Source organism: Actinomadura monticuli (assembly GCF_041463655.1).
In the GTDB taxonomy this organism is placed as follows: domain Bacteria; phylum Actinomycetota; class Actinomycetes; order Streptosporangiales; family Streptosporangiaceae; genus Spirillospora; species Spirillospora monticuli.
Map to the genome: position 1 here is coordinate 199898 of NZ_JAXCEI010000010.1, position 21853 is coordinate 221750.

Annotated in this window: 23 protein-coding genes; 18 read left to right on the plus strand and 5 right to left on the minus strand. The window is 74.2% G+C overall.

The annotated features are described in order from the left end of the window. Nucleotides 1-2 precede the first annotated feature (2 nt). From SM611_RS23355 to SM611_RS23365, 3 genes are read right to left on the minus strand one after another with little or no spacing between them, the layout of a single operon-like run. Entirely contained in the window at nucleotides 3-419 is a 417-nt protein-coding gene (locus SM611_RS23355; RefSeq protein ID WP_371952023.1) for a hypothetical protein, read from the minus strand. Nucleotides 420-479: 60 nt separating this feature from the next. Beyond that, nucleotides 480-1127 (minus strand): enoyl-CoA hydratase/isomerase family protein, encoded by a 648-nt coding sequence (locus SM611_RS23360; RefSeq protein WP_371952024.1) that lies wholly within the window; start codon nucleotides 1125-1127, stop codon nucleotides 480-482. Beyond that, the gene (locus SM611_RS23365) at nucleotides 1127-2260 is read right to left on the minus strand and encodes an acyl-CoA dehydrogenase family protein (protein ID WP_371952025.1); all 1134 of its coding nucleotides are present in this window, start codon (nucleotides 2258-2260) and stop codon (nucleotides 1127-1129) included. The genes SM611_RS23360 and SM611_RS23365 overlap by 1 nt, the downstream gene beginning before the upstream one ends. Before the next feature lie 237 nt (nucleotides 2261-2497). On the opposite strand from SM611_RS23365, the gene SM611_RS23370 reads away from it, so the two are divergent. The 6 genes from SM611_RS23370 to SM611_RS23395 all read left to right on the plus strand — a co-directional run bounded on the left by SM611_RS23370 (nucleotide 2498) and on the right by SM611_RS23395 (nucleotide 8645). Beyond that, entirely contained in the window at nucleotides 2498-3661 is a 1164-nt protein-coding gene (locus SM611_RS23370) for an ABC transporter substrate-binding protein (protein WP_371952026.1), read from the plus strand. 90 nt (nucleotides 3662-3751) lie between these two features. Beyond that, nucleotides 3752-4621, plus strand: a complete 870-nt coding sequence (locus SM611_RS23375) for a branched-chain amino acid ABC transporter permease (protein ID WP_371952027.1) — start codon at nucleotides 3752-3754, stop codon at nucleotides 4619-4621. Further along, nucleotides 4614-5669, plus strand: a complete 1056-nt coding sequence (locus SM611_RS23380) for a branched-chain amino acid ABC transporter permease (protein ID WP_371952028.1) — start codon at nucleotides 4614-4616, stop codon at nucleotides 5667-5669. Before SM611_RS23375 ends, SM611_RS23380 begins: the two co-directional genes overlap by 8 nt. Beyond that, nucleotides 5666-6469 carry an ABC transporter ATP-binding protein gene (locus SM611_RS23385; protein ID WP_371952029.1) on the plus strand — a complete coding sequence of 268 codons (804 nt, stop codon included), beginning with the start codon at nucleotides 5666-5668 and terminating at the stop codon, nucleotides 6467-6469. The genes SM611_RS23380 and SM611_RS23385 overlap by 4 nt, the downstream gene beginning before the upstream one ends. Then, nucleotides 6469-7209, plus strand: a complete 741-nt coding sequence (locus SM611_RS23390; RefSeq protein WP_371952030.1) for an ABC transporter ATP-binding protein — start codon at nucleotides 6469-6471, stop codon at nucleotides 7207-7209. The genes SM611_RS23385 and SM611_RS23390 overlap by 1 nt, the downstream gene beginning before the upstream one ends. Then, the gene (locus tag SM611_RS23395) at nucleotides 7209-8645 is read left to right on the plus strand and encodes an amidase (protein WP_371952031.1); all 1437 of its coding nucleotides are present in this window, start codon (nucleotides 7209-7211) and stop codon (nucleotides 8643-8645) included. The genes SM611_RS23390 and SM611_RS23395 overlap by 1 nt, the downstream gene beginning before the upstream one ends. A 7-nt stretch (nucleotides 8646-8652) precedes the next feature. Here SM611_RS23395 and SM611_RS23400 read toward each other — a convergent pair whose 3' ends face one another. After that, nucleotides 8653-9564 (minus strand): VOC family protein, encoded by a 912-nt coding sequence (locus SM611_RS23400; protein WP_371952032.1) that lies wholly within the window; start codon nucleotides 9562-9564, stop codon nucleotides 8653-8655. 345 nt (nucleotides 9565-9909) lie between these two features. Between SM611_RS23400 and SM611_RS23405 the strand changes: the two genes are divergently transcribed. Beyond that, complete coding sequence (locus tag SM611_RS23405) at nucleotides 9910-10665, plus strand: FadR/GntR family transcriptional regulator (RefSeq protein WP_371952033.1); 756 nt, start codon at nucleotides 9910-9912, stop codon at nucleotides 10663-10665. Nucleotides 10666-10695: 30 nt separating this feature from the next. Here SM611_RS23405 and SM611_RS23410 read toward each other — a convergent pair whose 3' ends face one another. Continuing rightward, complete coding sequence (locus SM611_RS23410) at nucleotides 10696-11484, minus strand: enoyl-CoA hydratase/isomerase family protein (protein WP_371952034.1); 789 nt, start codon at nucleotides 11482-11484, stop codon at nucleotides 10696-10698. A 243-nt stretch (nucleotides 11485-11727) separates the two neighbouring features. On the opposite strand from SM611_RS23410, the gene SM611_RS23415 reads away from it, so the two are divergent. From SM611_RS23415 to SM611_RS23465, 11 genes are read left to right on the plus strand one after another with little or no spacing between them, the layout of a single operon-like run. Then, the gene (locus SM611_RS23415) at nucleotides 11728-12264 is read left to right on the plus strand and encodes a MaoC family dehydratase (protein ID WP_371952035.1); all 537 of its coding nucleotides are present in this window, start codon (nucleotides 11728-11730) and stop codon (nucleotides 12262-12264) included. Then, nucleotides 12261-13295 carry an LLM class flavin-dependent oxidoreductase gene (locus SM611_RS23420; RefSeq protein WP_371952036.1) on the plus strand — a complete coding sequence of 345 codons (1035 nt, stop codon included), beginning with the start codon at nucleotides 12261-12263 and terminating at the stop codon, nucleotides 13293-13295. Before SM611_RS23415 ends, SM611_RS23420 begins: the two co-directional genes overlap by 4 nt. Then, nucleotides 13292-14596: a CaiB/BaiF CoA transferase family protein gene (locus SM611_RS23425; RefSeq protein WP_371952037.1), complete on the plus strand. Its 1305-nt coding sequence runs from the start codon at nucleotides 13292-13294 to the stop codon at nucleotides 14594-14596. Before SM611_RS23420 ends, SM611_RS23425 begins: the two co-directional genes overlap by 4 nt. Then, nucleotides 14593-15978: an MmgE/PrpD family protein gene (locus tag SM611_RS23430; protein ID WP_371952038.1), complete on the plus strand. Its 1386-nt coding sequence runs from the start codon at nucleotides 14593-14595 to the stop codon at nucleotides 15976-15978. Before SM611_RS23425 ends, SM611_RS23430 begins: the two co-directional genes overlap by 4 nt. Continuing rightward, nucleotides 15975-17222 (plus strand): RidA family protein, encoded by a 1248-nt coding sequence (locus tag SM611_RS23435; protein WP_371952039.1) that lies wholly within the window; start codon nucleotides 15975-15977, stop codon nucleotides 17220-17222. Before SM611_RS23430 ends, SM611_RS23435 begins: the two co-directional genes overlap by 4 nt. Continuing rightward, nucleotides 17219-17719, plus strand: a complete 501-nt coding sequence (locus tag SM611_RS23440) for an FAS1-like dehydratase domain-containing protein (RefSeq protein WP_371952040.1) — start codon at nucleotides 17219-17221, stop codon at nucleotides 17717-17719. Before SM611_RS23435 ends, SM611_RS23440 begins: the two co-directional genes overlap by 4 nt. After that, nucleotides 17716-18183: a MaoC family dehydratase gene (locus tag SM611_RS23445; RefSeq protein ID WP_371952041.1), complete on the plus strand. Its 468-nt coding sequence runs from the start codon at nucleotides 17716-17718 to the stop codon at nucleotides 18181-18183. The genes SM611_RS23440 and SM611_RS23445 overlap by 4 nt, the downstream gene beginning before the upstream one ends. Beyond that, the gene (locus tag SM611_RS23450) at nucleotides 18180-19328 is read left to right on the plus strand and encodes an acetyl-CoA acetyltransferase (RefSeq protein ID WP_371952042.1); all 1149 of its coding nucleotides are present in this window, start codon (nucleotides 18180-18182) and stop codon (nucleotides 19326-19328) included. Before SM611_RS23445 ends, SM611_RS23450 begins: the two co-directional genes overlap by 4 nt. Beyond that, complete coding sequence (locus SM611_RS23455) at nucleotides 19325-19786, plus strand: Zn-ribbon domain-containing OB-fold protein (protein WP_371952043.1); 462 nt, start codon at nucleotides 19325-19327, stop codon at nucleotides 19784-19786. Before SM611_RS23450 ends, SM611_RS23455 begins: the two co-directional genes overlap by 4 nt. Further along, complete coding sequence (locus SM611_RS23460; RefSeq protein ID WP_371952044.1) at nucleotides 19787-20947, plus strand: acyl-CoA dehydrogenase family protein; 1161 nt, start codon at nucleotides 19787-19789, stop codon at nucleotides 20945-20947. Further along, complete coding sequence (locus SM611_RS23465; protein ID WP_371952045.1) at nucleotides 20944-21816, plus strand: HpcH/HpaI aldolase/citrate lyase family protein; 873 nt, start codon at nucleotides 20944-20946, stop codon at nucleotides 21814-21816. Before SM611_RS23460 ends, SM611_RS23465 begins: the two co-directional genes overlap by 4 nt. The last annotated feature ends 37 nt before the right edge of the window (nucleotides 21817-21853 follow it).

Below are 21853 nucleotides of genomic sequence, written 5' to 3' on the forward strand. Positions count from 1 at the left end.
CGCTACCGCGTGGCGGCCGACAGCCGCCGCAGGCGGTCGGCGACCGCGGCCGGGTCGGCGACGGTGAGGGTCAGCCCCGGGTGGCGCAGCACGCCGGTCGGCTCGATGCCCCGGACCGGCCGGTGGAAGCGGACGCAGACGCCCCGCCTGGCGTTGGTGCCGAAGGTCAGCCCCCGGTCGGCGAGCGACACGCGGGCGCCGATGGCCTTCCAGACGCTGTACGGCCCGCTGGTCTCGGCGCCGGCGACGTTGTCCAGGGGCGTCCGCACCCGCCAGGGGCCGTAGCGGGCCTCCAGCCCGGACGGGGAGAGCGTGAGGTGGCAGGTGTCCGGCCGGATCCCCAGCAGTGCCAGCGGACGGGCCAGCCGGGGATCGAAGGCGAACTCGAAGCGTTCGGCGGTGGATTCTGAGGTCGTCATCCCATGGCGCTACCCGCGCCCGGTGGCGGCACTCGCCGCCGAACGGGGGCCATGACCGGCTCAGACGTCCCGCGGGCGGCTCTGGAACGCGGCGAGTTCGGCCTCGTAGGCGGTCGCGGCCCGTTCCCGCTCCCCCCAGGTGCGGCGGGCCAGGGAGACCAGGGCGGGGGACTTGCGGAGGACGGCCGCCGCCGCGTCCGCCGCGGCCCCGGCCACGTCCTCCGGCGGGCGGACGACCGCGGCGGCGAGCTGCGCGGCCGGGATGCGCTCGGACGTCAGGAACGCGCGGCTGGCCATGGCGGGCGGCAGGAGGCGGCGGAGGACGGCCTGCCCGACCGTGACCCCCACGTCGAGTTCGGGCACGCTCACCCAGGCGTCGGACGCGATGATCGGGACGTCGGCGGCGGCCAGGAGCAGGGCCCCGGCGCCGATCGCCGGGCCCTGGGCGGCGACGACCACGGGCGCCCGGCAGCGCAGGACGGCGGCCAGCGCGGCGACCCCGGTGGCGAGGGTCTCGCCGGCGGGGGGCTCGCGGCGGTCGTGCCCGGCGCTGAAGACGTGCCCGGTGGCGTCGATCAGCAGGCACTCGTCCGAGCGCATCGCCGCGCAGGTCTCGGTGAGCCACCGGTAGGCCGCCGAGTCCAGCGCGTTCACCGGCGGCCGCGACAGCGTCGCCCTCACCAGGGGGCCTTCGCGCCGGACGCGCATCAGTAGGACCTGGGCAGCGACAGGCGCTTGTGCGCGACGTGGTTCAGCAGCATCTCGGAGCTGACCGGGGCGATCCGGAAGAGGCGGACCAGGCCGTGCAGGGTGGCGAGGCCGTATTCGCGGGACATGCCGTTCCCGCCGAGGGTCTGCATGGCGGCGTCCAGGGCGGCGGAGGCGGCCTCGGAGGCGGTGAGCTTCGCCATCGCCGCCTCCACGCCGCCGGTCTCGCCCCGGTCGAAGGCGCGGGCGGCGGACTCGGTGAGCAGCCGGGACGCGGTGAGGGCCGTCTCCGCGCGCGCGAGCGGGTGCGAGACCGCCTGGTGCGCCCCGATCGGAACGCTCCACACGGTGCGCTCGCGCGCGTAGGCCGCGGCGATGTCGATCGCGTAGCGCGCGATGCCGTTCAGGAGCGCGGCGCTGACGATGCGCTCGGGGTTGAGGCCCGCGTACAGGACGGCCATCCCCGCGTCCGCGCCCACCACGGCGGACGAGTCCAGGCGCACGTCGTCGTAGAAGACGCTGTACTGGCGCTCCGGTGACAGGATCTCGACCGCGATGGGCTGACCGGTGAGGCCGGGCGCGCCGGTGGGGACGATGAAGACCTTCAGCCCGTCCTCGGCGCGCGCGACGGTGAGGAGCGCGTCGGCGTTGTCCACGTGCGAGACGTAGTACTTCTGGCCGGACAGCACCCAGGAGCCGCCGTCGCGGCGGGCGCGCATGCGGATGTTGTGGGTGTTGGAGCCGGCGTCGGGCTCGGTGATGGCGAAGCCGAGGACGCGGGAGCCGTCCGCGAGGCCCGGCAGCCACTCCGCCTTCTGGGCGGGCGAGCCGAAGCCGTCGATCATGGTCGCGCAGACGGCGGGGGAGAGCGCGATGAGCATCAGCGGCAGGCCGGCCCGGGCGATCGACTCGGCCACCGCGGCGAGCGCCTCGACGCCCGCGCCGGCCCCGCCGTACTCCGCGGAGATGCCGGCTCCGAGGGCGCCGACGCCGCCGAGGGCGCGCCACAGGCCGCGCGCGTTGTCGCCGGCGTCGGACGCGCGGACGTAGTACTCGTGCCCGAAGTCGCGGCAGGTCCGCAGGACGGACTCGCGCAGCTCCTCCAGCTCCGCCGCCGAGGGTGTCGGACGCACGCTGGCCTCCCGTGATGGGTCCGGCCCGATGCCGGACGCGTTACTTGGATGTAAAAGCCTGATGTATTGAACCCTAGGTCACCGCCCGGCCCCCGGTCGACCCCTTTCCAGCAGGAAGAAAGCCCGTGAAGGACTTGTCTTGGCCGGACTCCGTCCTGCAAACTCTGACGTATTCATCCCCGGCTCCGGCGGGGGGTGTCCCGTTCGCCCGACCGAGGCGATCATCAAGGAGACACCATGAGAGCAGCCATGCGCGGCCGTGCGATCGTCGTCGCCGGCCTCACCGCTCTGGCCCTGACCGCGACCGCCTGCGGGTCGTCCGATTCGGATACGTCAGATGCTTCAAGCGGAGACACCTACACGATCGGCGTCCTCAACTCGACCACCGGTGCTCTCGGCGCGGTCGGGCAGCAGGAGGCCAAGGGCATGCGGCTGGCCGTCGAGGAGATCAACGCGGCCGGCGGCGTGAAGGGACGCAAGCTCAAGCTGGAGGAGGTGGACGACCAGGGCTCGGTGAACCTGACCACCGCCGGGTTCAAGAAGCTCGCCACCGACACCAAGGTGCCGATCGTGATCGGGCCCGGCATCTCCGCGAACGCCAAGGCCGTGGCGCCGCTCGCCGACCAGTACGGCGTCACGCAGATCCTGCTCGTCGCGCAGCCGGACGTCGCGAACGGCACCAAGCACGTCTTCGAGACGCCGCTGCCGGGCAAGGCGAACTCCGAGGCCATGGTCGAGTACGCCAAGACGAAGGGCGTCAAGACCGCGGCGATCATCTGGGCGAACAACCCGTACGGCCAGGCGGGCAACTCCGACGTCTCGAACGCCGCAAAGGCCGCCGGGATCTCGATCGTCAATTCCGAGGGCTTCGACCCCGGCAAGTTCGACTTCACCGCGCAGGCGGGCAAGGCGGCGGGCAAGAAGCCCGACGCGATCTTCCTGTACGGCGCCGGCGGCTCCAGCGACGCCCTCGTACTGAAGAACGTCGGGGCGACCGGCTACGGCGGCCAGATCATCGGCGACCTCACCTACTCCGCCGACTTCATCCCGGAGACCGCGGGCCCCGCGGCGAACAAGGTCGTCTCGCTGACCGCGGTCAACTACGGCGCCCCCGAGCCCGACACGAAGAAGTTCCTCGACGAGTACCGGGCCAAGTTCGGCGACGAGGCCACCGTTCTCGGCGCGTACGCCTACGTGGCGGTGAAGCTCGCGGCCGCGGGCATCGAGAAGGCCGCGTCCTACAAGGGCGACGACATCTCCAAGGCGATCGAGTCGCTGAACTACAAGAGCATCATCGGCACGCTCGCCTACACCGACAAGTACCACGGCGGTCCCAGCGCCGACGCCTTCAAGCCGGTCACGTTCAAGGACGGCAAGTACGCGGCCCCGGACGCGGGCTGACCCCGTCCGCGGCAGCCGACGTCCCGCAGCAGACGACGGCGGCCGGGCCCGCGGCGGCCCGGCCACCGTCCGCCCCTAAGGAACCCGCCCGTGCGCATCATCGACCTTCTCGTCTCCGGTCTCACGCTCGGCGCCATCTACGCGCTCGTCGCCCTGGGCTTCCACCTCGTCTTCAAGATGACGGGGGTCATCGACTTCGCCCAGGGCGACAAGGTGATCATCGGCGGCCTGATCGGCCTCACCCTGGTGAACCGGGGGCTGTCCACGATCCTGCTGGTCGCGCTGATCGTGCTGGCCGCCGGGATCGTCCTCGGCATCGCCTACGACGCGATCGTGATCCTGCCGACCCGGGGCAACGGCCCGATCGCCGCGATCGCGGCGACCGTCGGGATCACGCTGGTGTTCGCCAACGGGGGCCAGATCGTCTGGGGCCCGGACGGCAAGCCGTTCCCGCCCGTGCACGGCGGCGCCGTCGAACTCGGCGACGTGCGGATCGGCTACCAGGACCTGCTGATCTGGGCGGTGGTCCTCGCCGTCGGGATCGGGCTGGCGACGCTGCTCGGACGGTCCAGGACCGGCCGCGGCATGGTCGCCGCGGCGACCGACCCGCTGGCCGCCACGGCGGTCGGCATCAACGTCTCGCGGATGCGCGCCATCGCGTTCGCGCTCGCGTTCGGGCTGGCCGCGCTCGCCGGCGTGCTGGTCGCGCCGATCACCCTCGCGGGCGGGACGCTCGGCACGGCGCTGACGCTGAAGGGCTTCACCGGCGCGGTGCTCGGCGGCCTCGCCAGCACCCGGGGCGTCCTCGTCGGCGCGGTGCTGCTCGGCGTGCTGGAGAGCGAGCTGGCCGCGGTGATCCCCAACAGCTACGTCGACCCGATCGTGCTGCTCGCCCTGATCGTCATCCTGCTAGTGATGCCGAACGGCCTGTTCGGCCTGAGGAGGCAGCGCCTTGCCTGACACAGCCTCGCCCGACACGGCCCCGCCCGGCCGGTTGCCGCCGTACCGGGCCCTCACCGGCCGGGCCGGACGGCACCTCGGCCCGACCGTCGTGGCGGCCGTGCTCCTGATCGGCTTCGCGTTCACGAACCCGGGCGCGACCGACCTGGCCCTCGGCGTGAACATCGGCGTCGCCGCCATCGCCTCGGTCGGGCTGACCATGACGATCGGCGGCGCGGGGCAGCTCGCGCTCGGCCAGGCCGGGTTCATGGCCGTCGGCGCCTACGGCACCGCCTACCTGATGCTGGACCGGGAGATGGCGTTCCTGCCCGCGCTGGTCCTCGGCGTCCTGCTGGCGCTGGTCATCGGGGTCCTGGTCGGCTACATCGCGCTGCGGCTGCGCGGCCACTACCTCGCGATGGCGACCCTCGCGGTCGGCACCGCGATCCACGCGTTCCTGATGCTGCCGGGCCCGCTCGGCGGCGCCAACGGGTACGCCCCGATCCCGTTCCCGGAGATCTTCGGGCACCGGCTGCTGGACCCGCGCGACCAGTACCTGCTCGTCGCGGTCACGCTGATCCTGGTGCTGCTCGGATCGCGGTGGCTGCTGTCCGCCCGGATGGGCCGGGAGCTGGCCGCGCTCCGCGACGACGAGGTCGCCGCCCGCGCCGCCGGGGTGAACATCACCGCCCGCAAGGTGCAGGTGTTCGCGATCTCCGCCGGGATCGGCGCGCTGGCCGGCGGCGTCAACGCCCCGCTGCAGACCGCCATCGACCCGTCGCTGTTCTCCACGGCCGTCTCGCTGCAGCTGTTCGTCATGGTGATCCTCGGCGGCCTCGGCAACATCTACGGCGCGGTGCTGGGCGCGGCCCTGGTCACCTGGCTGATCTCGGAGGTGCCCGGCGGCGGCTCGTGGGCGCTGACCGTCCTCGGGATGGTCGTCATCGCGTTCATGGCGCTGCTGCCCGACGGGCTCGCCGGGCTGGGCAGGCTCGCCCGCACCGCGCGGTCCCGGTGGGTCCGCCGCCGGCCGGGGGCCGGTGCGGTGATCACGGAGGTGCCGGAATGAGGACGCCGGGGACGAGGACGCCGGGAACCCGGACGCCGGGCACCGCGGAGGCGCGCGGGATCACCCGCCGCTTCGGCGGGCTGACGGCCGTGTCGGACGTGAGCTTCTCCGTCGCCAAGGGCGAGATCCACGGGATCATCGGCCCGAACGGCGCGGGGAAGACGACGCTGCTGAACGTCCTGAGCGGGCTGCAGCGCCCGTCGAGCGGGGCGGTGCTGATCGGCGGCGAGGACGTCACCCGCTGGCCGAGCCACCGGCTGGTCAAGCGGGCGCGGCTGGTGCGGACGTTCCAGACCGTCCGGCTGTTCTCCAGCATGTCGGTCCGGCAGAACCTGGCGATCGCGGCGCGGACGACGACCGGGCCCGCGCACGCCAGGGAGCGGGTCGAGGACGTCCTCGCCCGGCTGTCGCTGGACGCGCTCGCGGACGAGCCCGCCACGGCGCTGTCGTACGGGCTGCAGCGCCGGGTCGAGCTCGCCCGGGTGCTGGTGGCCGACCCCGCGGTCGTCCTGCTGGACGAGCCCGCCGCCGGGCTCAGCCCGCAGGAGCGCCACGAGCTCGCGGACATGCTGCGGGAGATGCGCGACTCGGGGACCACGGTGATCCTCGTCGAGCACCACATGGACCTCGTGCACGCGGTCTGCGAGACCTGCACGGTGCTCGACTTCGGGAAGGTGATCGCGCGCGGCACCCCGGCGGAGGTCACCGAGGACCCGGCGGTCCTGGAGGCCTATCTGGGCGGCAGGCACCACCGGGCGGCGGACGTCGAGATTCCCGTTCCCACGGGCGAGGAGGACTGATGGCGCAGGCCAAGCCGCAGGAGCGGGACCGGCCGCTGCTAGAGGCGCGCGGCGTCGTCTACCGGTACGGGGCGATCAGCGCGCTGCGGGGCGTGGACCTGCACGTCGACCGGGGCGAGGCGGTCTGCGTCATCGGGCCGAACGGCGCGGGCAAGACGACGCTCGCGCGCGTCGCCGGCGGGCTGTACCGCCCGGCGGAGGGCGCGCTGCTGGTGGACGGCGAGCCGCTGTCCAGGCGACCGCACGAGGCCGTCGCGCGCGGCGTCGGCAGCGTCCTGGAGGGACGGCACCTGTTCGTGGAGCAGACCGTCCGGACGAACCTGGAACTCGGCTGCTACCACGGGAAGGTGCCGAAGGCGGTCGTGGCGGAGCGGCTGGAGAAGGTCATGGAGCTGTTCCCGGTGCTGCGCAAGCGCGCCGGCCAGCAGACGTCCACGATGTCCGGCGGCGAGCAGCAGATGGTGGCGGTGGGCCGCGCGCTGATGGCCGAGCCGGAGGTGCTCATCCTGGACGAGCCGTCCATGGGCCTCTCCCCGAAGATCACCGGCGAGGTGTTCGACGCGCTCGCGGCGCTGCGCGCGGGCGGGCTGTCGATCCTGCTCATCGAGCAGAACGCGCCGCTGGCCTTCGAACTGGCCGACCGCGGCTACCTGCTGCGGCAGGGCTCGGTCGTGGTCGAGGGGAGCATCGAGGAGCTGACCGGCGACGACGTCGTCCGGTCGGCCTACCTGGGGGCGTGATGGACGCGGCGACGGGGGCGCCCCTCACCGGCGGCCCCCTGCGCGCCGACCTGGAGCGGCTCTACCGCATCCCGCTGGAGGAGGCGGGCCTGCCCGGCGCGCTCTTCCAGGCCGACCCTCCCGCCGGGACCGCGCTGCCCGTCCCGTCCGGCGGAGGGCCAGGGCGGGACGACCTGGTGGAGCGGGCGCTGGAGCGGATCGCCGCCACCGACGGCGAGATCCGGGCCTGGACCCTGGTGGACGCCGACGGGGCCCGAGCCCAGGCCGGGCGCGTGCCGGACGGACGGCCGCTGCGGGGCGTCCCGGTCGGCGTGAAGGACCTCATCGACGTGGCCGGGCTCCCGACCGGCGGCGGTTCCCGGCAGCTCTCCGGGCCCGGCCGCGAGCGCGTCCCGGCGGCCGACGCGGGATGCGTGGCGCGCCTCCGGCGGGCCGGCGCCGTGATCGTCGGCAAGACCACGACGCACGAGTACGCGTTCGGCGGCACCACGCCCCCGACCCGCAACCCGCACGACACCGCGCGGATCCCGGGCGGCTCGTCGGGCGGCTCGGCGGCGGCCGTCGCCGCCGGGCACGTGCCGCTCGCCCTCGGCAGCGACACCGCCGGTTCGGTGCGGATCCCGTCCGCCTACTGCGGGACGGCCGGCCTCGTCCCGTCGCCCGGCCGGCTGCCCGGCGACGGCGTGCTGCCGCTCGCGTGGTCGCTGGACCGGGTCGGCCTCATCGCCGCCACGCCCGGCGGCCTCGCCGACGCGGCGGCCGCCCTCGGCGTCGTCGCCCCCGCGGACGGGGGCGCCCGGCCCGCCGGGTTCGCGGGCCTGCGGGTCGGCGTGCCGCGCGGCACGCTGGACGAGCCCATCGATCCCGACGTCGGCGCGGCGGCCGAGCGCGCCTTCGCCGCCGTCCGCGACCTGGGCGGCGAGGTCGTGGAGGTCGAGATCCCGCACGGCTGGGCGGCCGTCGCCGCGGGCATGACGATCATCCTCGCGGAGTGCCTCGACTACCACCGGGAACGGCGCGCGTCGGGCGGGGACGCGCTGTTCGGGGCGGACGTGCGCGCCATGCTCGACCTCGCCGACGAGATGCCCGCCGGGGCGTACGTGCGCGCGCAGCGGGTGCGGCACGTCCTGCGCGGCGAGGCCCTCGCCGCGCTGTCCGGAGTCGACCTGCTCGCGATGCCGACGATGCCGTGCGTCGCGCCCCGCGCCGACGCCGTCGCGGACGGGATGGTCCCGGTCGGCGGAACGGAGGTCGCGATGGCGGAGGCGCACCTGCGCTACAACGTCCTGGCGAATCTGGCCGCGCTCCCGTGCGGCACCCAGCCGCTCGGCGTCGACGGCCGGGGCCTGCCGATGGGCCTGCAGTGGGTCGCCGCGCCCGGCCGGGACGGCGCGCTGGTCAGCGCCATGACCACTTTCGCGGCCCATGGCCGCTAGCGGGCGGTCAGCGCCGCCAGAACTCGAAGCCGGCGCCGTAGGTGGAGCGCAGGCCGAGCCGGGGGCCGTCCGCGGTCTCGACGATCCCGGTGGACCGGCCGTGCCCGCCGCCGGCGAGGCGGGCGGCGAGGGCGTCGAGATCGTCCACCGCGCAGCCCGCGACGACCCTCGGGTAGGAGTGCGGCGGCCGGGGCGCCGCGGGCGCGATGTGCTCGATGAACTCCAGGCGGGCGTTGCGGGACGCCGGTCCGCGGGCGATGGCGGCGTCGAAGCCCGCCCCCGCGGGGAGGCCGAGCAGCCGCTCGACCGCGGGGCCGTCGAACCGGCCGGAGAAGTAGACGCGGCCGCCGAGGACGTCCGTCACGAACGCCCGCGCGCCGGGAAGGTCGCCGGTGGCGAACACGACGGCGTTGACCTCGCTGACGTCCTCCTCGGGCCGCTCGCCGAGGACGCACCGCGTCCGGCCCTCCCGGTACTGGACGAACGCGTGCCGCAGCCCCGAGCGGGTCTGGTCGAGCATGCGCTCCCTGACCGGGTGGTCGGTGCCGGGGAGGAGGTAGTCGACGGGGCCGGCGACGAACGTCCACCCGCGCCCCTCGAGCGCCTCCTCGGCGGCGGCGGGGTCGCGCAGGTAGAAGTCCAGCGCGTAGGCGCCGGGACGGTCGGGGACGCCGGCGGGGTCGGGGGCCGGCAGGCCGGGCACGCCGACCAGCCGGATCCACCCGCCCCTGCTTCCGGGCTTGCCCAGCAGGACCGACTCGGCGGGCGGCAGGGGCAGGTCCCACAGGCGGGCCCGGACGTCCGCGTCCCGGACGGGTCCGTCCTCGACGACCTCGAAGCCCATCAGGTCCACGTACAGCTCGCGCAGCGGTCCGGTGTCGGCCACCGGGAGGACCACGATGTCGATGCCGTCGAACACTTACCCGACCTCCGTCACCGTCACGGGACCACCGAGACCGTAAAGTCTGATGTATTGCGGATTCGATGGATAAGCGTACAGGAGCGGGTGACACGGGGCGAGTCCACCGGCGTCACCGCCCTGGTGGGAACCACCGTCCCGCAGTGTCGGACGTATAATCCGGCCCACCTCGCAAAGGCTGCGAGGATGCCGGGGCGCCGTCCGCGCGCACGAGCGCCGCCGAGGGCGGCGCGACCGGTCACGCATGATGTCTGATGTATGCTCGACCATGCTGTGAGTCCCGGTGGCGCGGAGTTCCCGACTCGATATCCAGCAGCACGAAGGCCCGACCAGGGGGACGACGACGTGTCCAGCACCAAAGGCAGCACCTCCGGCCGCTCCGGCGCCGCGACGACGAGCGCGCTGCCGGTCAGCCGGCTGCGCCCGGCCTACCAGCAGGTCGCCGACCAGCTGCGGGAGCTGATCCTGGACGGCTCGCTCGCCCCGGGCGACCGCCTCCCGCCGGAGGGCGAGATCGGCGGCAACTTCGGGGTCAGCCGCAGCACGGTCCGCGAGGCGCTGCGCGTGCTGGCCTCCCAGGGCCTGGTCCGGACGGTGCGCGGCACCACCGGCGGCACGTTCGTCTCGCACATCGAGCCGGGCCAGATCAGCGACTTCCTGGAGGCCGGGATCGGGCTGATGTCCGGCTCGGACGCCCTGCCGCTCGCCGCCATCCTGGAGGCCCGCGAGATGCTGGAGGTCCCCGCCACCGCCGTCGCGGCGGAGCGGCGCGAGCAGCGGCACATCGACGGGCTGCACGCCGCGATGGAGCGCGAGAAGCGCTCCCGGGGCCGGAGCATGAAGTTCCAGGAGCACCGGCACTTCCACGGGATCATCATGGAGGCGACCGGCAACGGGCTGCTCACGATGATGACCCAGCCGGTCTTCCACGTCCTGCGGACGCGGTTCCTGAACACCGAGTCGCCCGCCGAGTTCTGGGCGCAGGTCGACGAGCAGCACGAGCGGATCACCGAGCTGCTGGAGGCGGGCGACGGCGAGGCCGCGAGCGCGGCGATGCGCGACCACCTGCGGCACATCCGCGGGGCCTACCGCGAGGCCTGACCGGCCGGGCGGGCCCGGCCGGCCGGGCCGTCAGGCCCAGCGGGGCGGACGGTTCTCGCGGTAGGCGCGGAAGCCCTCCTGCCCGTCGGAGTCCGGCGGCGTGACGTAGGCGACGAACTCCTCGATCTCCGGCACGACCGCCTCCGCGGCGGAGAGCCCCTCGGCCGCGGCGAGCTGCCGCTTCATCGCGGCCATGCAGTCGCGGGACCGGCCGGCGAGCGCGGCGGCCAGCTCGTCCGCTGCGGCGGCCAGCTCCCCGGCGGGGACGGCCCGCAGCGCGATGCCGAGCTCGACCGCCTCGGCGGCGGGGATCCACCGGCCGGTCAGGAAGATCTCCCTGGCCCGCTGGCGGCCGACGATCCGGGGCAGCCGCGCCGTGGAGCCGCCCGCCGGGACGACGCCGAACTCGGCGTGCGCGTCGGCGATCCGCGCCGAGTCCGCGATCAGCACCAGGTCGCAGGCGAGCAGCAGCTCGAAGCCGCCGGCCCGGGCCAGCCCGTTGACCGCGGCGATCACCGGCACCGGCAGCCGCTCCAGCCGCAGGGTGAGCGCGGCGAGCCGGTTCGCGACCCGCTCCCAGACGGCCGCGTCGGCGAACGCCTCGTCCAGGAGTGCGAGGTCGAGCCCCACGCTGAAGGCGCGGCCCGTCCCGCCGATGATCAGGACGCGGACCTCCGGGTCGGCCTCCACCGCGTCGAGCGCGGCCTCCAGGTCGTCGAGCGCCCGGTGGGTCAGGCTGTTCAGGGAGTCGGGGCGGGTGAAGGCGACGCGCGCCACCCGGCCCGCCACCTCCAGGGTCATGGTCTCCAGCGCCGGCACGTCCGTCCTCCCCATCCCGGCGGCCACCGGGCCGCACCGCTATATATCTGATGTTTCGGCACCGCAGCGTACCCGGAGCCGGACCGCCGCCGTAAGGTGCACGACGGAAATGGGGATAAGTGCAGATACGACACCTGACGTGCGCCGATTCCGACGGCCGCGGGGCTTGGACAAGCGGCCCCGCCGTGCCCTAGAATCGAAATGTCTGACTTTAACCGATCGGTGCTATGCGAGAGGACGGCCATGACGCTCAAGGACGGGTGGAAGGGACGGTTCTACGAGGACTTCCAGGTAGGCGACGTCTACCGGCATCCCCTCGGGCGCACGGTCACCGAGAGCGACAACACGTGGTTCACGCTGCTGACGATGAACACGAACCAGATGCACTTCAACGGCGAGTACGCCGCGAAGTCGGAGTTCGGCCGGCCGCTGGTCGTCTCCACGCTCACCGTCGCGATCGCGGTCGGGCAGAGCGTCGTCGACACCACCCAGAACGCCTTCGCCAACCTCGGCTGGGAGGACATCCGGCTGCCCCACCCCGTCTTCGCCGGGGACACGCTGTACAGCGAGTCGATCGTGCTGGACAAGCGCGAGTCGTCCAGCCGCCCGCACGCCGGCATCGTCACCATCCGCACCCGCACCCTCAACCAGGACGGCGACGAGGTCTGCACCTTCCGCCGCACCTTCTACGCCTACAAGCAGGGCGCCGAGCCGCTGAACGACCTGTTCCCCGAGGCGAAGACGCCGCTGACCCTCGACGCCGAGGAACAGCGCGCATGAGGATCACCTTCGCCCCCTGGGGCGAGACCCTCGCGGAGCTGGCCGACGCGGCCCGCCGCGCGGAGGCCGCGGGCGCGGAGATGGTCTGGGTTCCCGAGCTGCACCGCAGCGCCACGGTCGCCGCCGCCGCGCTTGCCGCCGCGACCGAGCGGGCCCGGATCGGCACCGGCATCGCGCTCGCGTTCACCCGCAGCCCCATGACCACGGCGCTGGAGGCCCTCGACCTGGACGAGATGTCCGGCGGCCGGCTCGTCCTCGGCCTCGGCACGGGCGTCCGGCGGCTCAACGAGGACTGGCACAACGTTCCGTTCGGCAAGCCCGTCCGGCACATGCGGGAGACCGTCCGCAACGTTCGCCGGTTCTGGGAGTCCTGCACGACGGGCGAGCCGATCGACCTCCCGGGCGAGGAGGAGCCGATGCGGATCCGCGGCTACCAGCGGCCCTTCGGCGTCCACCGGACGGACATCCCCGTCTACCTCGCCGCGATGGGCCCGGCCATGACGCGCCTCGCCGGGACGATCGGCGACGGCTGGATCAGCCACGAGCTGTGCTCGCCCCGGTACCTCGCCGAGCGGATCCTGCCCGAGCTGGAGGCGGGGATCGCCCGCGCCGAGGGCAAGAAGCGCGCGGACCTCGACGTCGTCGTGTCCGCCTGCTGCTCGGTCTCCGACGACCGGGCCACCGCGCGGCGGCGCGTGTCCGGGCTCGTCGGCTTCTACGCCAGCGTCCGCACCTACGCCGACTTCTTCGCCTTCCACGGGCTGGCCGAGCAGCAGCAGGCCGTCGTCGCCGCGTTCCGCGACGGAACCGGCGCCGAGCACCTCGCCGAGACGGTCTCCGCCGACATGATCGACGCGCTCACGATGGCCGGCGGGCGCGACGAGGTCGCCGCGCGCATCGCCGGCTACGCGGGACTCGCCGACTCGGTGAAGCTCAGCCCGCCCACCCACGGCCTCACCGCCGCCGAGACCCGCGCGGCCCAGGACGAGCTCCTGGCGCTGCTGCCCCACCTCACCGGAGGCGCTTCGTGAAACCCCTGGAAGACGTCCGGATCATCGCCGTCGAGCAGTACGGCGCCGGCCCGTTCGGCAGCGTGCACCTCGCCGACCTGGGCGCCGAGGTCATCAAGATCGAGGAGCCGCGGTCGGGCGGCGACGTCGGCCGCTACGTCCCCCCGTACGGCGAGGGCGAGGACTCGCTGTTCTTCGAGACGTTCAACCGCAACAAGCGCAGCCTCTCGCTCGACCTGTCCACCGACGCGGGCCGGCGGGTGTTCGAGGACCTGGTGAAGGTCTCCGACGTGGTGTACTCCAACCTCCGCGGCGACGTCCCGAAGAAGATCCGCATCACCTACGACGACCTCAAGCACCTGAACCCCGCCATCGTGTGCTGCTCGCTCACCGGGTTCGGCATGACGGGCCCGCGCAGCAAGGAGCCGGGGTACGACTACGTCCTGCAGGGCCTCGCCGGATGGATGGACCTGACCGGCGAGCCGGACGGCCCGCCCACCAAGTCGGGCCTGTCGCTGGTCGACTACTCCGGCGGGTTCGTCGCGGCGATCTCGCTGCTGGCCGGGCTGCACGCGGCGCGCCGCGACGGCGTCGGCATGGACTGCGACGTCAGCCTCTACGACACGGCGATCGGGCTGCTGACGTACCCGGCGACCTGGCACCTGAACGCCGGTTTCGAGCCGGTGCGCACCAGCCACTCGGCGCACCCGTCGCTGGTGCCGTTCCAGGCGTTCGAGGCGAGCGACGGCTGGTTCATCGTCGGCTGCGCCAAGGAGAAGTTCTGGACGCGGCTCGCCTCCGTCGTGGGCCATCCCGAGTGGGCCGAGCCCGGCTCCGGTTACGGGTCGTTCGCCGACCGGGCCCGCAACAAGGACACGCTGATCCCGCTCCTGGAGGACGTCTTCCGGCAGCGCACCGTGGACGCCTGGCTGGGGGAGCTGTACGCGGCGTCCATCCCCTGCGGTCCGATCAACGACGTCGAGCAGGCGATGCGGGAGGAGCACACCAAGGCGCGCGGGCTGCGGGTGACGACCGAGCACCCCCGCTTCGGGACCGTCGAGCAGCTCGCCTCGCCCGTCCGGGTCGGCGCGCGGCCGGCCGAGTACCGGCGGGCGCCGTTCCGCAACGAGGACTTCGACCTGGTGGTGCGCGAGATCGCCGGGTACGACGACGCCACGGTGGAGCGGCTGCGGGCGGGGGGCGCGTTCGGTGACGCGGCCGTGCCCCCTGTGCCCCCTGTGCCCCCCGTGCCCCCCGGGTCCGCCGAGCCCGCCGAGTCCGCCAGGGCCGAGGCGGGCGAGGCGGAGGCGGCGTCGCGATGATCGCACGGGAGCTGGCCGGCTGGGCGCTCGGCCTGCGGGACGTGCCGGAGGACGTGGCCGCGGCCGCGACCCGGCACCTGCTGGACGGCTTCGGCACCGCGCTCGGCGCCCTGCGCACCGGTGCGGCCGGTCCCGCGATCGAGGTGGCCCGCGGCCTCGGCGGCCCGCCCGAGGCGGCGGTGCTCGGCACCGGCGACCTGCTGTCCGCGCCCGCCGCCGCGCTCGCGAACGGCACCCTCGTGCACGCCCTCGACTTCGACGACACCCACGCCGGCGGGCTGGTGCACGCGACGGCGGTCGTGCTGCCCGCCGCGTTCGCCGTCGGTCAGCAGACCGGCGCGTCCGGGCGGGAGGTCCTCACCGCGGCGGTCGCCGGGTACGAGACGGCCTGCCGGGTCGCCGCCGCCGCGCCGCACGGCTTCCACGCGCGCGGCCTGCACGCCACGATGGTCGCGGGGGTCTTTTCCTCCGCCCTGATCGCCGCGCGGCTCCTCGGCCTGGACGCCGGCCGGGCCGTGAACGCGCTCGGCATCGCGGGCAGCCAGGCGGGCGGGCTGCTGGCGTTCCTCGGCACCGGCGCGTCGACCAAGCAGCTGCACCCGGGGTTCGCCTCCCAGTCCGGGATCGTCGCGGCCCGGCTGGCGGCGGCGGGCGCGACCGGGCCGGAGACCGTCTTCGACGGCCCGCACGGCGTGTTCGACGCCCTCTCCGCGCACGAGGCGGACCCCGCGTCCATCGTCGCGGGCCTGGGCGAGCGGTGGGAGACCACCCGGATCGGGATCAAGCCGTACGCGGCGTGCCAGCTCTCGCACGCCACGATCGGCGCGGTCCTGGACGCCATGGCCCGCGAGCGGTTCGGCCCCGGCGACGTCGCCTCGGTGCACGCCCGCGTCCACCCGGACTCGGCGCCCGTCGTCTGCGACGTTTCCCGCGACCTGACCCGTCCCGCGAGCCCGTACGCGGCGAAGTTCTCGCTGCCCTGGACGGTCGCGGCGCTCATCGCCGACGGGGGGCTGGCCCTGGAGACCTTCGAGCCGGAGTCGATCGCCCGCCCCGAGGTGGCCCGGCTGGCCGCCCGGGTGCGCTGGGACGTCGCCGGCGGCCCCGGCGTCGTCGCCGCCGACGCGCCCGGCCACGTCACGATCACGCTCACCGGCGGACGCGAGGTGACCGGTTCGGTGCCGCGCAGCGAGGGCGGCGGAGACTTCCCGCTCAGCCGCGCGTCGCTGCTCGCCAAGTTCACCGGCAACGCCGGCGTCCCGGCGGCGGACGCGGAGGAGTTCGCCCGCGCCGTCGAGGCGCTCGGCGAGCAGCCGGACGCCGCCGCCGTCATGCGGGCCGCCGCCCGGCTCGCCCAGCTCACCCAGCAGGAGAACGGATGACACTGCAAGCGATCAAGCCCGCCGAGTTCCCGTGGTTCCCCTACGAGGGGTTCACGTTCTGCCTCGGCCTGTCCGAGGACGGCGGCGCGTGGTCGTCCGGGCACACCTCCGCCGCGCACGACGAGGCGGTCGGCAAGATGACCGTCTCGGGGACGATGGCGGAGCAGGCGCGCACCGCCTACCGGAAGGTCATGACGATCATCGAGGCCGCCGGGTACGGGCCCGGTGACGTGGTGCACGTGACGGAGAACGTCACGGTCGCCGGGCTCGCCGACTACGAGGCCGCCGCGGCGGCCCGCAGGGAGGTCTTCGGCGCGCACGACCCCGTGGTGACGACGGTCGTCGTGGAGCGCCTCGTCCGCTCCGCCGCGCTGCTGGAGGTCGAGGCGCACGCCGTCCGGGACGGCGGCGCCGAGTTGCTCGCGGCGAGCGAGCGGCGCGAGGCCGGGACCTGGGCGCCGTCGCCCGTCCGGGAGGGCTTCGACGGCACCGTGCACCTCCCGACCGTGGTGCCGGTGGACGAGGCGGGCGACGTCGTCAGCCCGGGCGACTTCGTCGGGCAGTACGCCTACTGCCTCGACCGGGCCGACGCGCTGCTCCGCAAGGCGGGCCTCTCGCTCGACGACGCGGTGACGACCTACGACTACTCGACGCCCGCGAGCCGGGAGGTCTACCGCAAGAGCCACCGCGTCCGGAAGGAGCGGCTCGGCGGCGCGGGCGTGTACCCGGGCGCGGGCGGCATCCTGATGAGCCGGCTGCACCATCCCGAGGCGCTCGTCGCGATCGACGTCACCGCGTCCCGGCACCCCCTCGAACTCGTCAACCCCGGCTGGTCCCGCTACGACACGCTGACCTACGCGCCGGGCGTGCGGGCGGGCCGGACGCTGTTCATGTCGGGGTTCGCCGCGCTCGACATGGAGACGCAGGAGGCGCTGCACCCGGGCGACATCGGGGCGCAGGCAGAGGCGACGTACGGGGCCGTCCTGCACCTGCTGGAGTACGCGGGCCTCGGCCCGGCGGACCTGCTGTCGACCATCGAGTTCTGCGTCGAGGCGGCGCTGCGCGACTACCGCGCGGTCGCGCCCGTCCGGGAGCGGCTGCTGTCGCCGCCCTGGCCCGCGTCGACTGGGGCGATCTGCAAGGCGCTGCTGCGGCCCGAGTTCCTGCTGGAAGTGTTCCCGACCGCCCTGTACCCCGAGGGCGCCGCGACCGTGCGGGCCACCACCGTGAAGGACGCCTCATGACGCTGCTCACCGACGAGATCCGCGCGCTCGTCGGCCGGACGAAGGTCTACACCGCGCCCGAGCCGATGGGCGCCGCCGCCGGCCGCTACTTCGGCCTGGCGATCGGCGACCACAACCCGCTCTACTCCGACCCGGAGTACGCGCGGGCGCAGGGACTGGCCGACGTGACCGCGCCGCCCACCCTGATCTGCGAGACCAACCAGTACGCGAACCTGCCGATCGGGCCGGACGGCGACGGCGGCCACAACTGGGGCATCGAGATCCCCGGCACCCGCAAGGTGCGCGGCGGCAACCGCTACGTCTTCCACCGGCGCATCCTGCCGTCCGACATCGTCACCGCCACCTGGGAGATCACCGACGTGGCCGGCAAGACGAACCGGGCGGGCGCGGAGATGCTGATCATCACCTCGCGGGCCACCTACACGCGCCAGGACGGCGCGACGCTCGCGGAGAACGAGGAGACCGTCATTTTCGTATCGCTGGAGGCGGGGGCATGACCGCCGCCGGGGCAACGCACGAGGCCGGGGAGGCCGTTCCGCCGCTGGAGCGCCGGATCGGGCTCCCGGACATGATCGCCTACGCCGGGGCGACCTGGGACTGGTACCGGCTGCACTACGACACCGATTTCGTGAAGGCGTCCAAACTGCCCGGCCCGGTCGTCGACGGCCAGGTGTTCGGCGCGCTGCTCGTCGAGCAGATCCAGGACTGGCTCGGCCCGCTGTGCTTCGTCCGCGAGCTGGAGTTCGGCTTCAAGGCGCTGGTGTTCGCCGAGGAGACCGTCCGCTGCGAGGGGACGGTCGCCGAGGCCGGCGACGGCTTCCTGGACCTGGACCTGCGGGTGGTCGTGGTCGGCGACGACGGCGCGGCCGAACGCGTCGCCGTGGCGCCGGCCCGCGCCCGCGTCCTGCTCGGCACGGCGGACGGGCCCGGCGCCGCGGCCGGGCGCGCGGGGGAGCGATGAGCACGGGCGTCGCGATCGCCGGCGCCGCCGAGTGCGACCTCGGGGTGACGAACCGGTCGGTCCTCGGCCTCCAGGCGCAGGCCGTCAAGCGGGCGCTGGACGACGCGGGACTCACCCTGCGCGACGTGGACGGCATCGCCACCACGGGGGTGTCGCGGTTCTCGGCGACCCAGCTCGCCGACTACTTCGGCATCGAGCCGCGCTGGACGGACTCGACGTACGCGGGCGGCTCCGCGTTCGAGATGTTCGTCGCCCGCGCCGCCCAGGCCATCCAGGCGGGGCAGGCCGAGACGGTCGTGATCAGCTTCGCGTCCAACCAGCGGTCGGCCCGGTCCCGCTCGCTCGGCGGGGTGGTGGAGGACCACACGCCCGAGGCGCAGTTCGAGACGCCGTACGGGCCGCTGTACCCGCTGTCGTACTACGCGATGGCGGCGCAGCGGTACCTGCACGCCTACGGCGGCTCGCGCGAGCAGCTCGCCGAGATCGCGGTGGCGGCGCGCGAATGGGCGCTGCTGAACCCGGCCGCGTTCCGCTACGGCAAGGGCCCGCTCACCGCCGCGGACGTGCTCGGCTCCGCGATGATCTCCAGCCCGCTCACCGCGCTGGACTGCTGCCTGGTCACCGACGGCGGCGGCGCGATCGTGCTGACGTCCCTGGAGCGGGCCCGCGACCTGCGCCGCACACCGGTGGAGGTGCTCGGGTACGGGGAGCGGACGACCAACACGTCGATGACCGCCGTCCCCGACCTGACCGTCACCGGCGCCGTCGGCTCCGGCGCCGACGCGTTCCGGCGTGCCGGGGTCGCCCCGGCCGACATCGACGTCGTCCAGGTCTACGACTCGTTCACGATCACGGTCGCGCTGACGCTGGAGGCGCTCGGCTTCTGCGGGCGGGGCGAGGCGCTCGACTGGATCGGCGGCGGCCGGATCCGCCCCGGCGGCGCCTTCCCGCTCAACACCTCGGGCGGCGGCCTCTCCTACTGCCATCCCGGACAGTTCGGCATCCTCCTGCTGATCGAGGCCGTGGCGCAGCTGCGCGGCGACGCGGGGGACCGGCAGGTCCCGGACGCGCGGCTCGCGGTCGCCCACGGCACGGGCGGCATCCTGTCGACGCACGCCACGGTGGTCCTGGGGGTGGACCGATGACCGGTTCCGCTGGTTTCGCGCCCGACGTCCCGGCGCCCGACGAGGTCACGGCCCCCTGGTGGGAGGCCACGAGGGAGCACCGGCTCCTCCTGCAGACGTGCGCCCGCTGCGCCCGGGTGCAGCATCCGCCGCGCGCCCTCTGCGTCCACTGCGGGTCGGACGAACCGGACTGGTCCGCGTCCGGCGGCCGGGGCGCCGTCGACTCCTTCACCGTCGTGCACCGCGCGCCGCGGCCGGACCTCGCCGTCCCCTACGTCATCGCCCGCGTCCGCCTGGCCGAGGGGGCCGTCCTCCTCACCCGCCTCCAGGAACGGGAGCCGGACGCCTGGCGCATCGGCGACCCGGTCCGGGTCGCCTGGGCCGACCTCGCCGACGGGCGCGCCCTCCCCGTGTTCGTCCCGGACGCGGCCCCCGCCCCGGCCGCGCGCCCGCCCCACGACACCGAGAAAGGCAGCTAAGTGGATTTCCAGCTCAATGAGGACCAGCGCGAGTTCCGCGCCGTGCTGCGCGACTTCGTGGACCGGGAGATCATCCCGGTGGCGCGGGACTGGGAGCAGTCCGGCCGCTATCCCACCGAGATCGTCACGGGCATGCGGGACATGGGGCTGTTCGGGATCACCGTTCCGGAGGAGTACGGCGGCCTCGACCTGGACCCCGTCTCGTTCGCGCTGGTCTTCGAGGAGATCGCGCGCGGCTGGATGGGCATCGCCGGCATCCTCGGCAGCCACTCGCTCGCGTGCCGCATGATCGCGATGCGCGGCACCGAGGAGCAGAAGCGCAGGTACCTGCCCGACCTCGCGACGGGCGCGCGGCGGACCGGCATCGGCCTCACCGAGCCGGACGCGGGCACCGACCTGCAGGGCATCCGCACCACGGCCCGGCTGGAGGGCGACCACTACGTCGTCAACGGCACCAAGATGTGGATCACCAACGCGCGGCACGCCGACCCGCTGCCCGTGCTGGTGAAGACCGACCCGTCCGCGTCCCCGGCGCACAAGGGCATGAGCGTCCTGCTCGTGGACGCCGGCTCGCCCGGCTACGAGATCACCAAGGACATCCCGAAGCTCGGCTACAAGGGCACCGAGTCCTGCGAGATCGTCCTCGACGACGTGCGGGTGCCGCGGGAGAACCTGCTCGGCGGCGTCGAGGGCAAGGGCATGCAGCACGCGCTGTCCGCGCTGGAGTGGGGCCGGGTCAACATCGCCGCGCGGTCGGTCGGCATCGCCCAGCGCGCCCACGACGAGGCGCTCGCCTACGCCGGGCAGCGCAAGGCGTTCGGCCGGCCGATCGGCGAGTTCCAGGCCGTCCAGCTCCAGCTCGCGACCGTCGCGACCCAGCTGCAGGCGGCGCGGCTCATGGCCTACTTCGCGGCGGACGCGGTCCGCCGCGGCCGCGCCGACGGCCAGACCGGCATGGCGAAGATCTTCTGCTCGGAGGTCGCGCTGCAGGCCGCGATCGACGCCATGAAGGTCCACGGCGGCTACGGCTACTCCACCGAGTACGAGGTCGAGCGGCTCTACCGCGACGCGATCCTGATGAGCATCGGGGAGGGCACCAACGACGTCCTGCGCACGGTGGTCGCCAAGTCCCTGCTGCGCGGCGAGACGGTCGTGCGGTGACGACCGCGGACCGGCTGCCGCGCAGCTACCTCTACGTCCCGGGGAACGCCCCCGGCAAGCTCGGCAAGGCGCTGGCGCGCGGCGCCGAGGCACTGATCGTCGACCTGGAGGACGCGGTCCCGCCGGACGGCAAGGACGCGGCGCGCCGCGCGGTCGCCGGCTGGCTGCGCTCGCGCCCCGCCGCCGGCGACACGGAGCTGTGGGTCCGGGTCAACGGCGGCGCGGCGGGCGACGCGGACGTGCGGGCGCTCGCCGGGCTGCCCGCGCTGACCGGGCTGGTCCTCGCCAAGGCCGAGGACGCCGCGCACGTCGCCGCGGTCGCCGGGCTGCTGGCCGCCCTCGGCGACGCGACGACCCTGCTGATGCCGCTGCTGGAGACCGCGGGGGCGATCCTGGACGTCCGGGAGATCGCCCGCGCGCCCCGGGTCCACCGGCTCCAGATCGGCGAGGTCGACCTCGCCGCCGACACCGGCATCGACCCGGGCCCGGAGGAGGCGGAGCTGGCGTTCGCGCGGAGCGTGACCGTGCTGGCCAGCGCCGCCGCCGGCCTCCACCCGCCGGTCGGGCCGGTGTCGCGGATCACCGCCGATCCCGCGGCGCTCGCGGAGTCCACCGAGCGGGTCCGGCGGCAGGGCTTCGTGGGGCGGGCGTGCGTCCACCCCGCGCAGATCCCGGTCGTCCACGCGGCGTTCACGCCGTCCGCGCAGGACGTCGCGCGGGCCGAGGACGTCCTGGCCCGGTTCGAGGCGGCCGGGTCGGGAGTCGTGCTGGACGCCGGCGGGCGGCTGATCGACGCGGCCGTGATCCGGCTGGCCCGCCGCACGCTGGCCACCGCCAGCCGGACGCCACGAAATAAATCTGACATATAGAGGATCTAGCCTGCCGGGGCCGGGCAGAGCAAGAATA

What these genes read in the sequence shown, in the direction of transcription:
- SM611_RS23355 (WP_371952023.1), bottom strand. Translation starts at nt 419, where the DNA reads ATGACGACCTCAGAATCCACCGCCGAACGCTTCGAGTTCGCCTTCGAT.
- SM611_RS23360 (WP_371952024.1), bottom strand. Translation starts at nt 1,127, where the DNA reads ATGCGCGTCCGGCGCGAAGGCCCCCTGGTGAGGGCGACGCTGTCGCGG.
- SM611_RS23370 (WP_371952026.1), top strand. Translation starts at nt 2,498, where the DNA reads ATGAGAGCAGCCATGCGCGGCCGTGCGATCGTCGTCGCCGGCCTCACC.
- SM611_RS23385 (WP_371952029.1), top strand. Translation starts at nt 5,666, where the DNA reads ATGAGGACGCCGGGGACGAGGACGCCGGGAACCCGGACGCCGGGCACC.
- SM611_RS23390 (WP_371952030.1), top strand. Translation starts at nt 6,469, where the DNA reads ATGGCGCAGGCCAAGCCGCAGGAGCGGGACCGGCCGCTGCTAGAGGCG.
- SM611_RS23395 (WP_371952031.1), top strand. Translation starts at nt 7,209, where the DNA reads ATGGACGCGGCGACGGGGGCGCCCCTCACCGGCGGCCCCCTGCGCGCC.
- SM611_RS23415 (WP_371952035.1), top strand. Translation starts at nt 11,728, where the DNA reads ATGACGCTCAAGGACGGGTGGAAGGGACGGTTCTACGAGGACTTCCAG.
- SM611_RS23420 (WP_371952036.1), top strand. Translation starts at nt 12,261, where the DNA reads ATGAGGATCACCTTCGCCCCCTGGGGCGAGACCCTCGCGGAGCTGGCC.
- SM611_RS23430 (WP_371952038.1), top strand. Translation starts at nt 14,593, where the DNA reads ATGATCGCACGGGAGCTGGCCGGCTGGGCGCTCGGCCTGCGGGACGTG.
- SM611_RS23435 (WP_371952039.1), top strand. Translation starts at nt 15,975, where the DNA reads ATGACACTGCAAGCGATCAAGCCCGCCGAGTTCCCGTGGTTCCCCTAC.
- SM611_RS23440 (WP_371952040.1), top strand. Translation starts at nt 17,219, where the DNA reads ATGACGCTGCTCACCGACGAGATCCGCGCGCTCGTCGGCCGGACGAAG.
- SM611_RS23445 (WP_371952041.1), top strand. Translation starts at nt 17,716, where the DNA reads ATGACCGCCGCCGGGGCAACGCACGAGGCCGGGGAGGCCGTTCCGCCG.
- SM611_RS23450 (WP_371952042.1), top strand. Translation starts at nt 18,180, where the DNA reads ATGAGCACGGGCGTCGCGATCGCCGGCGCCGCCGAGTGCGACCTCGGG.
- SM611_RS23455 (WP_371952043.1), top strand. Translation starts at nt 19,325, where the DNA reads ATGACCGGTTCCGCTGGTTTCGCGCCCGACGTCCCGGCGCCCGACGAG.